General features: G+C 40.5%; 13 protein-coding genes. All 13 read right to left on the bottom strand.

Features of this window, described 5'->3' with window-relative positions; genetic code table 11:
- Nucleotides 1–10 precede the first annotated feature (10 nt).
- The gene (locus DXD92_RS07470; protein ID WP_118600890.1) at nucleotides 11–1,162 is read right to left on the bottom strand and encodes a glycosyltransferase WbsX family protein; all 1,152 of its coding nucleotides are present in this window, start codon (nucleotides 1,160–1,162) and stop codon (nucleotides 11–13) included.
- A complete protein-coding gene (locus DXD92_RS07465; RefSeq protein ID WP_118640345.1) occupies nucleotides 1,149–2,141 on the bottom strand; it encodes a glycosyltransferase family 2 protein in 993 nt (330 codons plus the stop codon). Before DXD92_RS07465 ends, DXD92_RS07470 begins: the two co-directional genes overlap by 14 nt.
- Before the next feature lie 3 nt (nucleotides 2,142–2,144).
- On the bottom strand, nucleotides 2,145–2,924 hold the full coding sequence (locus DXD92_RS07460) for a glycosyltransferase family 32 protein (RefSeq protein ID WP_118600892.1): 780 nt from the start codon (nucleotides 2,922–2,924) through the stop codon (nucleotides 2,145–2,147).
- Nucleotides 2,921–3,991, bottom strand: coding sequence for a glycosyltransferase family 2 protein (locus DXD92_RS07455; protein ID WP_118600893.1), 1,071 nt, complete (start codon nucleotides 3,989–3,991; stop codon nucleotides 2,921–2,923). The genes DXD92_RS07460 and DXD92_RS07455 overlap by 4 nt, the downstream gene beginning before the upstream one ends.
- 13 nt (nucleotides 3,992–4,004) lie before the next feature.
- Entirely contained in the window at nucleotides 4,005–5,021 is a 1,017-nt protein-coding gene (locus DXD92_RS07450) for a glycosyltransferase family 2 protein (protein ID WP_055220466.1), read from the bottom strand.
- Nucleotides 5,014–6,120 carry a polysaccharide pyruvyl transferase family protein gene (locus DXD92_RS07445; RefSeq protein WP_118600894.1) on the bottom strand — a complete coding sequence of 369 codons (1,107 nt, stop codon included), beginning with the start codon at nucleotides 6,118–6,120 and terminating at the stop codon, nucleotides 5,014–5,016. Before DXD92_RS07445 ends, DXD92_RS07450 begins: the two co-directional genes overlap by 8 nt.
- A 2-nt stretch (nucleotides 6,121–6,122) precedes the next feature.
- Nucleotides 6,123–7,322: a glycosyltransferase gene (locus DXD92_RS07440; protein WP_118600895.1), complete on the bottom strand. Its 1,200-nt coding sequence runs from the start codon at nucleotides 7,320–7,322 to the stop codon at nucleotides 6,123–6,125.
- Nucleotides 7,319–8,017, bottom strand: a complete 699-nt coding sequence (locus DXD92_RS07435; RefSeq protein WP_199671268.1) for a glycosyltransferase family 32 protein — start codon at nucleotides 8,015–8,017, stop codon at nucleotides 7,319–7,321. Before DXD92_RS07435 ends, DXD92_RS07440 begins: the two co-directional genes overlap by 4 nt.
- A gap of 26 nt (nucleotides 8,018–8,043) precedes the next feature.
- Nucleotides 8,044–8,874 carry a glycosyltransferase family 2 protein gene (locus tag DXD92_RS07430; RefSeq protein WP_118600897.1) on the bottom strand — a complete coding sequence of 277 codons (831 nt, stop codon included), beginning with the start codon at nucleotides 8,872–8,874 and terminating at the stop codon, nucleotides 8,044–8,046.
- Entirely contained in the window at nucleotides 8,871–9,887 is a 1,017-nt protein-coding gene (locus tag DXD92_RS07425; protein ID WP_158579550.1) for an EpsG family protein, read from the bottom strand. The genes DXD92_RS07430 and DXD92_RS07425 overlap by 4 nt, the downstream gene beginning before the upstream one ends.
- A gap of 118 nt (nucleotides 9,888–10,005) precedes the next feature.
- On the bottom strand, nucleotides 10,006–11,106 hold the full coding sequence (locus tag DXD92_RS07420) for a glycosyltransferase family 4 protein (RefSeq protein WP_118640344.1): 1,101 nt from the start codon (nucleotides 11,104–11,106) through the stop codon (nucleotides 10,006–10,008).
- 180 nt (nucleotides 11,107–11,286) lie between these two features.
- A complete protein-coding gene (locus DXD92_RS07415) occupies nucleotides 11,287–11,910 on the bottom strand; it encodes a sugar transferase (RefSeq protein WP_118640343.1) in 624 nt (207 codons plus the stop codon).
- Entirely contained in the window at nucleotides 11,907–13,409 is a 1,503-nt protein-coding gene (locus DXD92_RS07410; RefSeq protein WP_158576264.1) for a polysaccharide biosynthesis tyrosine autokinase, read from the bottom strand. The genes DXD92_RS07415 and DXD92_RS07410 overlap by 4 nt, the downstream gene beginning before the upstream one ends.
- Nucleotides 13,410–13,422: the final 13 nt, after the last annotated feature.

The raw sequence follows: 13,422 nt of genomic DNA, 5'->3' as shown, positions 1-13,422 counted from the left end.
ACCCTTTTCCCTATTCTAATGCTTCTTTTATTGCTTCAAGCTTTCGATACTGATATCTTGTGTCCGGTTCCAGAAAAGCACCTTCTCCCCATTCATTCCATGCATTAATAAATATTACCGGCTTTTCCTCTTTCCGTGCTCTTTGTACCAGTATTTTCATATATTCAGCAAACTTTTCTACGGAAAATCCACTGACCATAACTCCATGTTTATTTCTTGGCGTATTATCCCAATCCACAAAACACCCCGGCCAAAAATTTTTCTTCCATTTCGCATTTAAAATCAAATCCCATATCTCATCGTAAAAATACATTCCCAGACTCTGCTCTTTCTTCCAATACATTCTTCCTTTCTTCTTTCGACATTTTCGATAAAACGACACCATTTCCTCTCCACAAAAGTTTCTGATCAAAGAAATTTTTCTGCTTGTTCCAGGCAGCTCCTGGCTTTCGATATTTCGTGAATATACAGGCTCAAATTCAATTTGATAATCAAAAATATCGTTTCTGTAATACATATCTGAATAATACGCCGGAAATTGAAATGCCAGACATAAATCCGGAAAGCCTTCTTCTTTTGCTCTTCTTCTAAAATACGATGCCATCTTATAAATATCGATCATTTGTTCCGGCTTATAAACAACGAGCAATGGGCACCCATCTACTGTTATATATCGTTCATCTTGAAAAAAATTCAGCAGATACTGAAAGTGCCGTTCCCACTCTTCTTTTCCGCCATAATCCTGCTCCATGATGATTTCCTGATCTCCACCATCCCAGTTCTTACTCCAGTTTTCATTGGCCCAGCAAAAGCAAAATGGGATCTCTATTTTTTTGTTTTTCAGCATTTGTTCCGCCGGTTTTTCCAACAACTTCTCACCATGTTTAAACCAATAATGATAATAGCAAAATCCGAAAATCCCATATTTTTTTGCCAGATTACTCTGCCAGATCTTTACCTGATCATCCATTAAATCATAATAGTTAAGGTCCAGTGGGATTTTGGGCTGATCATGCCCGGAAAATAATGCTTGTGCTTTTCGTACATTTGTCCATTCGGTAAACCCCTTGCCCCAGCATTGGTCGTTCAATGGTATTGCATGAAACTGAGGCAGGTAAAATGCAATCAGCTTAACTCCTTTCCCATCCTTAACTTCTGCCATTTTTCTTCCCCTCACCTTCTGTTTTTTCCATGATTTTTTCAAAACATTCCAAAAGACATCTCAAACGAGTTTCAAACTGAAAGCTCACACCGCTTTTCTTCTGAATCTCAGCAATTTTTTTGAGTCTCTGATATCTTAATGCACGAAATTTATAAAATTGATATATGCCTTCTCTCCCATATCGTTTCCAGAAATACGTCATCGTTCCATTTATTCGAAGGGTGAATTGTTTTTCATTAAAATCATGCTGTTTCTCTAAAGTCGCTCCCTCCAGATGAATAATCTTTGCCTGTGGTATATTATAAATTTTTTCACCTCTTTTTTTAATTCTCCAAGACAGCTCTTCCTCCTCTGCATACATAAAAAAATCCTCATCAAATCCTCCCAACTGCTCAAAGAGTTTTTTCTTCACCATCATGTCTGCCCCAAATATATAGGCAACTTCTATCTTTTGATTCGTATCGTTAAAATCTTTTCTTCGTATCTGCAATGCAAGATGTTTTCTGTATAATTTTTGTTCTGCTTTTGACAGCATCAAATACCGCCAGGATGCATATCTCTTTTCCGTTCCCAAATCATCAAACCTTAAACAAAAAGACGGACACGGCATTCTCTCCGGTGTATATAAATTTCCGCCTGTACATCCCATATCTGGATTGTTTTTCATCTCTTCCCATAAAATTTTTACTGCATTGTTCATCAAAACCGTATCGGGATTAAGAAAAAATACATAATCCCCCGCTGCGTATTTTGTTCCCAGATTGTTCGCTTTTCCAAATCCAAGATTTGTTTCTGTCTCTATCATCTTAACGCTGTTTTCAAATTCCGCCTGTAATCTTTCTGCTTCTTTGTTCTTTGATGCATTATCCACGATAATAATCTCAAATTTTACATCCGCAGTTTGTTGAAATATTGAATTGACACAATCGATTGTTAAGTCTATGGAATTGTAATTAACAATAATAATTGAAACATCCATACGCTATCCTTTCCATTTTATTTTTTCCTTTATGCTCTCATACCTCTCTTTTCCTAAAATACTTCTGCATATTCTGTTCGGCAGATGAATCATACAGTCCATATTTCTTAGATATTTTCTTTTTTTCTTTTCTTTTTCTGTAAGCCATGATGCTTTAAAATGATGAATCGAATATGTATTATCTGTCAATTCACACTTATGACTTTTCCAATTGATCGGGCAGAAATACTCTGCTGGATAAATATGAAACTTACAAATTTCCTGTTCCACATTTTCTTTCTTCATTCCCAGTTTTACCAGTGCCGCTGTGTTATAATAAGGACACGTTTTTAAATTTTCTTTTTCCTGCTCAACAAAATCAATCTCTTTATAAATATCCATCATCGCCTTCACGACCGGATGAAAAGCAGATGCGCCAAACCCCTGTCCCGTATTCACATAAACCTCATCACATTCTTCATCCACTTTCTTCTCAAATCCGATATAGCCATCTGTTTCTAACAAATCATCCAGTGATCGAATTAGTTCAACATCCGTATCAAGATAGATTCCTCCATACTGGTAAATAATATCCAGTCTGGCATAATCAGATACAAACCCCCAGCGTTTTGCCTGATACGCCTGCTCCATATATTTATTTTTATGAACATCATAATTCTTGCTGTTCCATTCCATAATTTCATAATCCGGACAATATTTCTGCCAGCTCTTAATACATTCAATTACCAGCAATGGTTTTTCGTTTTCCCCAAACCAACAATAATGAATTTTTTTCGGTATCATATAAACTCCTGGCAATAAATAGAATATTTTGCATAATCTTTATTTAAAATTGCTTTTGCAAGAAAATAATATCTGTCCTTTTTTTTCAAATACTCTTTAAAATTAGTACAGACAAATTCACATTCCCCTGCAAATACAGCCTTTTTTATTTTTTCCGGCAGCATAACAATCCTCCGGCAGGTAAATACAATCTGTCTCATTACCCTTTGATAATTCTCGTAGTCAAAAGGAATCTCCATTTTCTTTTGAATCTCAGCCATTAACAGCATAATCCAATAAGAATCTACTCTTTTTGGATTTTCATCATGCTTCTGTGTAATACTCTCTCCATGAATTCGATATGCATACACTACATCAGACAAACAATCCACTTTATTCGCCATTGGAAAAATCACAGCTCCGATAATTGCATCCTCATACCAATAGCCCTCCGGAAATTTCAATTCTTCCCACAGTTTTGCTTTCATCACCTTTAAACAGGGGCCTCCCCAATATTGATTTCTTTCTTTTGGCAAATGTTCTTTTTTTATCATTCCAAGAAAACCATTTTTATCAAAGCGATAGCCATTTCCCTCTACAATATCCGCATCTTCCAGATACGCTTTTGACAGCAAACACTCTATTGCATTCGGTAATAAAACATCATCCGAATCAACAAACATAATGTATTTGCTTTTTACTCTTTCAAGTCCTGCATTTCTTGCACCCGAATACCCTTTATTCTCCTGCCGAATAACTTCTACACATGGATTTTTTATGTATTGATTTAAAATTTGCCCGCTTCGATCCGTCGATCCATCGTCAATTGCAATTATCTGAAAGGAATATTTTGTTTTTTGCAGGACGATCGACTCCATACATTCCTTCAGCCAGTTTTCCGAGTTATATACAGGCACTATAATCGTGAGATCATATCGAATCTCTCTGCTCCTGTTTTCAGAAAATACATCCGGCGACACGGGCGGTGCAACATCCATCAGTATTCTCTTCGCATCCTGTGAAGAAAGTGTAATCTTTTCTTCCCGTATCTCATAAGCAATCCATGCCGCTATTCTTTTAAAAATCATTTTCAACCTCCCTTTAAATCAGGCTGAATATCCACCACCAGTTTTTCTTTATCATATACAACAATATTTTTTGTTTTTCGGGCACATCAAATTCCTGTATTTTTAATGGACATCTTCTCACTACAGGATCGTTCAGTAGTTTCCTACAATACACTTTTCTCTCACTCCTGTCTGTCATTTTACCTCTTTCCTTCAGTCCAACTAATATAACAAACCATGTCAGCCAGTTCAATTGCTGCTCAAAACAATACTCTTTTCTATTTTTGAATTCTATCTCTGCATGTTCTATTATTTTCTTACACGATTCCCATCTTCCCTCTCGAAATGATTTCGAAATAGAATCTGGATTATACCAGTAATGATAAATTCCGGCTTCTTCTTTATAGTAAAATTTTTGTGTACATAAAATCACTTTTGCACTGAAAAGGATGTCTTCACTAAACTTAATCTCTTCGAAAAAAAATATCTGATTTTTCTTCAAAAAATCCGTTCTATACAATGCTCCCCATGCCCCAACAACAGGTCCCAAAGTTAATTGCCTCGTAGCCAGCAGTCTTGGATATATTTCTTGTAAAATTCTCTTTCTATCATAAATTCCTCCCTGCATTTCTCTTACTGTTTCCACTCGACATGGAACATTTCTTTCCATCCCTGGCCATTCTGTCCGAAATGCTCTATATCTGACGAAATCTACCTGATATTTCTGCGCCAGCTCATAGAGCTGCTGCAGACCGTCTTTTTCCAGCCAGTCATCACTGTCCAAAAAGAAAATATATTTTCCAGTTGCCACTGTTATTCCCCTGTTTCTTGCAGACGCAAGTCCTCCATTTTTTTTATGAATCACTCGCACTCTTCTATCTTTTTCCGCATATTGATCACATAAAACCGGACTCTGATCCGGTGATCCATCATCAATCAATATGATTTCTATATTTTCTACCGTTTGATTCCGCACGCTGTTTACACAACGTTCTATGTAGGCTTCGACGTTATAAACGGGGATAACAACAGATATTATCGGCCTATTCATTTTTCTTTTCTCCTGTTATTTTCGCTAAATATTCTTCTGCTTCTTTCCTCTCTTTCTGCAGGATGAACTCGATCCTTTGCCAGTTTATCTTTTTTGCTGTCTGCAGTTTTTTCACATGATCCATCTTCCTGTCCTCCACTCCAAATACTTTCAATAAATCATTCACCCGCGTATTGATACGTTCTTTTCTTTCGATCACAAAAAATTCTTTATGGAAAATTATTGCAAACACTGTTGCATGAAATGAATTAGAAACTACAGCTTCCGCATTTAAAATTAAATTTACAAATTCCAACGGCCCAATATCTGCACATACTTTGTCACAGATTTCTGTTTTAAAAACCGACCAGATCTCTGTTTTTGTTTTTTTAGAAATTTTTTCCGCAATTTCCTCTGCCACGCAGTTTTTATCAAAATCATAAAGCAGCACATACTTTTTATTCGTCTCTGTTTCCGGCAATATTTTTTTCCACTGACACTGTTTCAGCAAAAAAACGGGATCACAATTTCTTTGAGACTGAAGTCCCATTTGCTTCACCAATGCAGCTCCTGTCTGCTCTCTGACCGAAACAGCATCAAAGGATTTAAGCCATTCCTTCATACGCTGTCGGTCTTCTTCTTTTAACGCATCAACTGCAAAACTCGCCGCATACGATGCCCTTCTTCCCTTTTCCGTAAATTGCAGAAAGAATGCAGGATCTTTTCCATTTGGAAAGATTGGATTCCATATCTGATCGCTCCCTGCCAGATACAGGTCTGCTTCTTCTATATTTTTTAGTTCTTCACACGTTCTATATGTTGTATCTGTCAGTTCTAACGCATTTTTCCGGAAAGCATCAAATCTATATTTTCTTTTACTGAATAATTTTTTTATTCTTCCTGGCATCTTCACCAGCAAATAAATCTCTCGAATTCCTGCCCTGTCATATTCTGGATTATTTACCGCTTTCAGACTATAATGCCTGCTTAGGTAGTCCGGCTTATAGTCAATAATTTTCACCTCATGACCGCAGTCTTTCAAATATTGCATTAATGCATATGCCTGTAAGCTTGCGCCTGCATTATATACATCATAGCAAGTGATAATTCGTATTCTCATTTCTATCCTCTGCAAATACACTCTATTTTGTTGATTTCCTGCCTGTTAGAATAATCCTTTTTCCTGCACTCCTGCACCAGCTTTTCAAGCCGCTTCGGTTCCCGTAATATTTCACTGATTTTTTCTCCACACGCTCTGTTTTCCAGCGGCACTATGATTCCATCTATTCCGTTTCTCAGCTGACTTTCTGCTGTTGGATATCCCGTAATAATCACCGGTTTTCCAAGCATTTGAGCTTCCCTTACAGCTACACAATTCCCCTCATATCTTGATGGCTGCACATAAACATCACACGCCCTGATATATGGATATGGATTCTCTTTTTTCCCCAGAATTTTTACATATTGTTTCATTCCTGTCTCACATATTCTTTTACGGATTTGCTTTTCATTTTTTCCAAAACCAATTAAATACCAGGTTACTTCCAATCCATTCTGCCTGATTTGCCGACAGATATCCGGCACATTATCAAAATTTTTAGCATAGCAGAACCTGCCAATTGACAATATTTTTATCCCCGATGCATTCATTTCTTTTTCCACCGAAAAACTTTCTGCCTGTCTTTTGATGAGCTGTTCCGGCAAAATATTTTTTATCAATATAATTCTATTTTTTAATGTAGGAAATTTCTTCAAAAATTCTTTTGTAACTGCCTCTGAGATAGATGCGATATAATCATATGCCTTCCACATTTTTGTTTCGGATAAAATATCAATCTGCACCTGGGAATAGTCCGTATGGATCCATGCGATCTTTTTCTTGGCATTTACTTTCTTCGTTACAATATAATGTGGTGTCAGAAAACTTACCGCCAGATCATACTCCTTTTGGGGTTGTATTCGCGGCATAAAAGGGCTGGTATATTTATAGCTATATTCTAAGTTCACATCACTGTCTCGGTAATTATGCTTATGATCATAAATCACCGCCGCTGTTTTTCCATATAGCCTTGCCATTGTTAATAAAACATGTCCCTCTTTTAAAGTTGCCTTCATTGGGTGCGCCAAAACTGTATACGCAGCTTTTTGCGGAAGCAGATGGACTTTATCCGGAATCGCATCCATTAATTCTCCTTCCTGACGAAGCAAAAAAAGATCTATTTCCCATTTGCTTTCATCCAGTGCTTCTAAAAATCCTATCAGACTTCTTTCCGCACCACCCAATTCCAATGCATGTGATACAATTAACATTGTTCTCTTCATATTCGAAACCTCTTAAATACATCTACTCCCCAAATCCTATGAATCGGTCTTGTTATCTTCCCTCGTAATTTTTGTGCTGTGTTCATCCAGGATGCCGCATACCAGTGAATAGAAACCGTATCTGCTGTTTTTTCCAGCTTTCCCGTTGCACTGTCATATGGATTCAAAACATTCACCGGATACACTGCCGCTTCCCATATTTTTTGTTTCTGCCCATTCTGTTTTAAGCCTAATGCGGTCAATGCTTTTGTATTCAGTTCCGGACACATTCTTACTCCATTCTTTCCATCCAGCAGCACATCATATTCCTTCAGCATCGCCCGAAGCACTGCTCCATGCGCAGCGGATCCAAATCCCAGTCCCGTATTTACATACCGCTTATTTTCAAATCCGAAATATGCATCTTCCTGCAATAGCTTTTCCAGTGGCCGAATCACTTCCACGTCTGTATCCAAATAGATCCCTCCATACTTTTCCACCGCCCAAAGTCTGACATAATCGCTTAAATATGCATATTTTTTTTCCGCATAGCACATTCGTGTATATCCATTCATGTCTATGTCAAAATTTTCTTCATTCCATTCGATCATTTCATAGTCCGGGCAATACTGATGCCAGCTTTCTATGCACTTTAAAGCCAATCGGGATTTCTTCCCTTTCCCAAACCAACAATAATGTATTTTCTTCGGTATCATGTATCCATCCCTTTCTATCACATCTTTTATTCACTGGCTATCATTCCTGCATTGCTTTCTAATTTTCTTTTATGAAAATAGTCATAGACTTTCTCTGGCAAAATTCCCACAAGAATTGGCCGCATCGTATATAGGTATCCGCTTATCGGCAGCCCCAGTTTTCGGACCGCTATTCCTTTTACGTAGGCCTCATTTATTCTGTATCGAAGCTTTCTTCTCTTATATGCTGCTCTGTCATCCCGCATGAGATAAAGCTGTTTTGGAATATTTTTACCTCTGTATCCCGCCTCATACATTTTTATCCATAAATGATAATCTTCTACCCGTAAAATACTTTTTTTCTCTGTGTATCCATCCACTGCATCGTATGCTTCTTTTCTTACCATACATGGTGCATGGCAAAACGGAGATCCATACAGAAAATCCTTTTTCTTTGGATATTCCGGATGACTTATCTTTCCCCATATTCCTGTTTGATCAAAATATCCCATATCTGTGCTTACGATTGAAATTGTTTTCTCTGTTTCCAATGTTTCATATTCAGCCGCAAATCGTTCCGGCAGACAGATATCATCCCCATCCATTCTTGCAATGTACTTTCCTTTGGCCGCTTTCAGACATCGGTTCAAGGTATAATTAAGTCCCCTGTTTTCTCTGTTTCTCAGTAAGATCATTTTTTCCGGATATCTTTTCCTATAAAGCTCTGCCACTTCGTACGTTGCATCGGATGATCCATCATCGCACATAATCAACTCCCATTCTTTCATTGTCTGGTTTAAAATCGATTCAATTGCTTCTGACAGCGTATCCGCACAGTTATACATTCCCATAATTACACTGATCTCTGGATTTTTCATATAAGCCCCCATATAAAATGCATCTGATAATAAAAGAATCCAATATATCCCAAAACAGCAGCACTTTTTATAATTTTCGCCGAATTCTCTGTAAAAATATTTTCCATTTCCCAGGGAAGCAAAATGGACGCAGAATACACAGATCCATAAGAAATCAGCCGTCCTATGAATATACCGGAAGTTTTCATCGATACAACTGCAATTCCACTTGTTAGGATTGAGAAGTTTGTCATAATGTTAACTACCGGGTTATCCGCTTCTTTGATCTGCCTGCGTCCAACCACAGAAAAAATCATAGGAATAGAATAGACGAATACTCTGATTGGATTGGTTCCATTATCCTCCCACTCTTTCCAGTCCGTTACCATATTAGAATACTGTGTATTTGACAGCGCATCGTTCATCCCATCTGTAAACCTGTTTACAAATATCAGTATTAAAATGCATCCTAAAATACACAGCACACTCTTTTTATTCCATGCTTTCCCCTGCACAATAAAGATAATCGGTACCATAAGAAGCGCTGACGCATGGAACGTTGCCCCTAACAGGATAATTACTGTCAGTGATACATATTTTCTTTTCAGAAGCAATGGAAATCCCGCCATAATAATTGCAATTGCCAAAAACTGGCGAATACCATTCTGACACCAGGACATGTAATCCGTTCCTGCAACAAAAATAAATATACTCATCCAATAGTTTTCACTATATTTCCGGTAGATAAATGCCATGCATAACATTTGTATTGCAGCTATGATCAGAAAAAAACAAACAGATGAATTTCCAATAAAGCTTTTTAAAACCACCATGAAAACGGAAAAACCTTTATCTTTTTTTATTCCCTGAAGATAGAATGGGAGCTCAGCTAGCCTATTCGGTGCTTCGCTGAAAACTCTCCGGTATGCATAGGTGTCTCCAAAATTATCAGATCGTAATGCTGCTGCTATTATGTACGGAATCACCAGCAGCACCGCCGGTGCCATCTGCCATCTTTCTTCGATCCTTCCCATAACGATCTCCTGCTTTTTCGGCAGAAATCTTGTCAGAATTATCCCTGCTGTCAAAATCCAAATTAATTGAAACCAATAGTTCGTTATGGACATCTTTCACATCTCTCCTTTTGTTTTACTAAAAGTCTCTTTTTTCATCCCCTCGCAGACTCTGCACTGTTTTCTCCACCACAACTTCTTTCCGAAACTCTCTCTCCATCTTCTCTCTCCCCGCCTGTCCCATCTGCTCTCGTTCTTCTCTGCTGCAATGCAGCATCTCTTTCATTGCGTCATACAGCATCTCTTTATTTTTTACCTCAACCAGCAGACCGCTTTTCCCATTTTCTACGCTCTCCCTGCACCCCGGAATATTGCTTGTGACGACTGGGCGGCCTGTGGCGGCGGCTTCTAAAAGGACATTACTCATTCCCTCATGGTAACTGGGGAGCACTACGCAGTCTGCTTCTATGTAAAACGGACGTGGATCCGACTGAAAGCCGTAGAAATGGGCGATGCTGTGTTTTTCCAGTTCTTTTACCTGCTCTTTGTATTCATCTTCAAAAAAACCAACCAGATCAAGGACAAAGTTTTCGTTTTCTTTTTTCAGATGCCGGACAGCATAAAACAGTTCGTCGATTCCTTTTTCTTTCATAATTCGTCCAAGATACAGGAAATGGATTCGTGTGTGCTTCGGATAAGGCTGCATTTTGTATCTTTCCAGATTAATTCCTGCCCCGGCCAGGACGATCTGGCGATCGGCGGATATGATTTTTCTTTTACAAAATTCACTGGCATTTTCTTTGTTTTCAAAAAAGACGTATTTCACTTTTTGGAACGCTTTTCGATATAAAATTGTAACAAGCCCAGTTAAGACTGGTTTTTGAAATGCTGTTCCCAACCTCTGTACATTGGCATAATACGGAATTTGCTTTTGGCCGCTGAGCAGGCCTATGTAGATATTCGGTTTTATGGAATAGGTGAGTATAAGATCTGGTTTCACTTTTTTCAGCAGACGCTCATAATCCCATAGCAGCTTTGCTTCCGTAAATGGATTCACCCCACGGCGGTTCATGGATATTGGAATGCACTGGATTCCCATGTTCTGGAAATCTTCTTCATGCCCGACAAATGGCATCGCCAGAATCACTTCATACTCTTTCTGCAATGCTTCCGCCAGTTCTCTTCGAAACTGCCAGAACATATACGAATGGTTTGTTACAATCAGAAGTCGTTTTTTCATTGCTCTTTCCCGTTTCATGTAATATCCCGCATCATTTAATTACTTATTTCATTATTTCTTTTGCAAATTATATCATCTTCCCATTAATATGCAATTACTTTTTTCATTATTTTCCAGTAATTTTCTTTCGTTTTCGACAGCCTCCACTCTGCTTTTACTTTTTTCTTCTCTCTTCCCCATTTACTGCCATCTGTTTTCCATCATTCCCTCATGAATTCCATCCTGCCGCAGTACCGCGCCGGCTGTCTTACAGAGGCATTCGAGATCCATTCCTAATGCAATGTGATGCACATAATATCCGTCCAGTTCCGCTTTCTCCCGGATCGGAAGTTCATCCCGCCCATGGATCTGTGCCCAGCCGGTGAGGCCCGGACGGACGCTGTTTGCGCCGTACCGCTCCCGCTCAGAGATCAGATTCTCCTGATTCCAGAGCGCCGGACGCGGACCGACGAGCGCCATGTCGCCTTTTAAAATATTGAAGAGCTGCGGCAGCTCATCGAGGGATGTTTTCCTGAGAAAGCGTCCGACTCTTGTGATAAAGAAATCGGGATGGTTCAGCAGATGTGTCGGCATATCATGCGGCGTGTCGATACGCATCGTGCGGAACTTGTATATGTAAAAATACTGCCCGTTCCGGCCCACCCGCTTCTGCCGGAACAGCACCGGTCCCGGAGAATCCAGGCGGACTGCAATGCCGACTCCCAGCAGCAGCCACGATAATGCTGCCGTTCCCACAAGCGCCAGCAGACGGTCCAACAGATTTTTCAGATACTTTTGATAAACTCCTTTTTTCTTCTCCCTCATGCTTTTCCTCCCTGCTCCCTTGCTGTCCGGTCACTGTTCCGGCGTTCCTTCTCTTTCCCATAGCCGTACTTTCCGTAACCGTAACCATATTTTCCATACCCGTAGCTGCCATAGCTGCTGTATCCGTAGCCCGTCGTGCCCTCCTGCACGCCGTTCAGCACATAGCCGCAGACCGGAATCTGCGAATCCTCGAAAAATTCCAGCGCGCGCCGGACTTCCCGGTCTTTCGTTGTTCCCTGATGTACCACGAGAACTGCTCCGTCGGCAATTCCGCCGAACAGTGCCGCATCCGAAAGCACTCCGCACGGCGGCGTGTCGATGATCAGAAGATCGGCCTCTTCTTTCAGGCTTTCGATCATGGTCTTCATCCGTACCGAGCGCAGCAGCCCTGCAGGATTCTGCGTGCTTCCCGCTCCCGGCAGGATTTTCAGCGTCAGATCCCGGCAGTCGGTAAGTGCCTCCTCCCAATCCATCTGTCCCTTCAGCACGGCAGCAATTCCACGCTCTTTCCGTCCGATCAGTCCCATACACTTCATCACCGAAGGATTCCGCAGATCTCCGTCCAGCAGTACTACGCGGTATTTCTTCTTCGCGAACGCCTCCGCCAGGTTCACGGCAACCGTCGTCTTTCCCTCCCCCGGCACGGCACTCGTCACAAGAAGGACCGGGCAGTCACTTTTTCCGATTATTCTGTCCTCCATCCTTGTCCGGATCAGCTGCACCGCCTCTTTGAAGGCATCCGGCACTTTTGGATTGCAGATGGTAATGGTCTGTTCCTTTACGCTGCTTCTTTTTTTGATCTTCGCCTGCGGCAGATTTCCAAGGAATGCCGCATTCGTCAGCTTCTTAATATCATCCGCCCAATGGATGGTTTTTCTTGTTCTCACATAGAGGAACAGCAGCAGGAAGGCCGCTGCAAGTCCTGCTGCTGCACCATACGTGCCGGCCCGCAACGCATCCTGGCTGTTAACCGGCACTGCCGGAACACCGCTTTCATCCACCACCGTCAGTGTCGTCGCACCAATGATATACTCTGCCACCTCCGGATAATTCGTGATAACGGATTTCATCACCCGATACGCCGTCTCCGGTGACGCGTCCCGCACACGGATAGTAAAAAGATTGGTATTTTCCATCACGCTCGCCTGAATTTCTGATGTCACCGCCCCGATTCCAAGATCCCGCGCTACAACATCCTTCAGTACGCCGCTTGTCACAAGATACGGAAAGGTCTTTCCAAGCTGCTCTGCCGTTACATTATCGTAATAAGAATAACCGACCGCACGGTTCGATCCGACCACGAACGATGTATATGCCTCATAAACCGGCTGATACCGCAGCTTTGCCGTCAGAAAGGAGCCGCCTCCTGCAAGGATTACAAGTGCCAGCACACCAAAGAAAAATTTCTGGAACGCCTGGAAATACTCCGCCAAAAAGGCGATCAGATCTATTTTCTCTGGTTCCGCTGCGGAATAGGTTTCATACGTTTCTCTGTTCATGCTCTTTTGCTCC

The sequence above is a fragment of the Blautia sp. TM10-2 genome, from assembly GCF_003480845.1.
Lineage (GTDB): Bacteria > Bacillota > Clostridia > Lachnospirales > Lachnospiraceae > Fusicatenibacter > Fusicatenibacter saccharivorans.
This window is presented reverse-complemented; position numbering and strand designations above follow the sequence as displayed.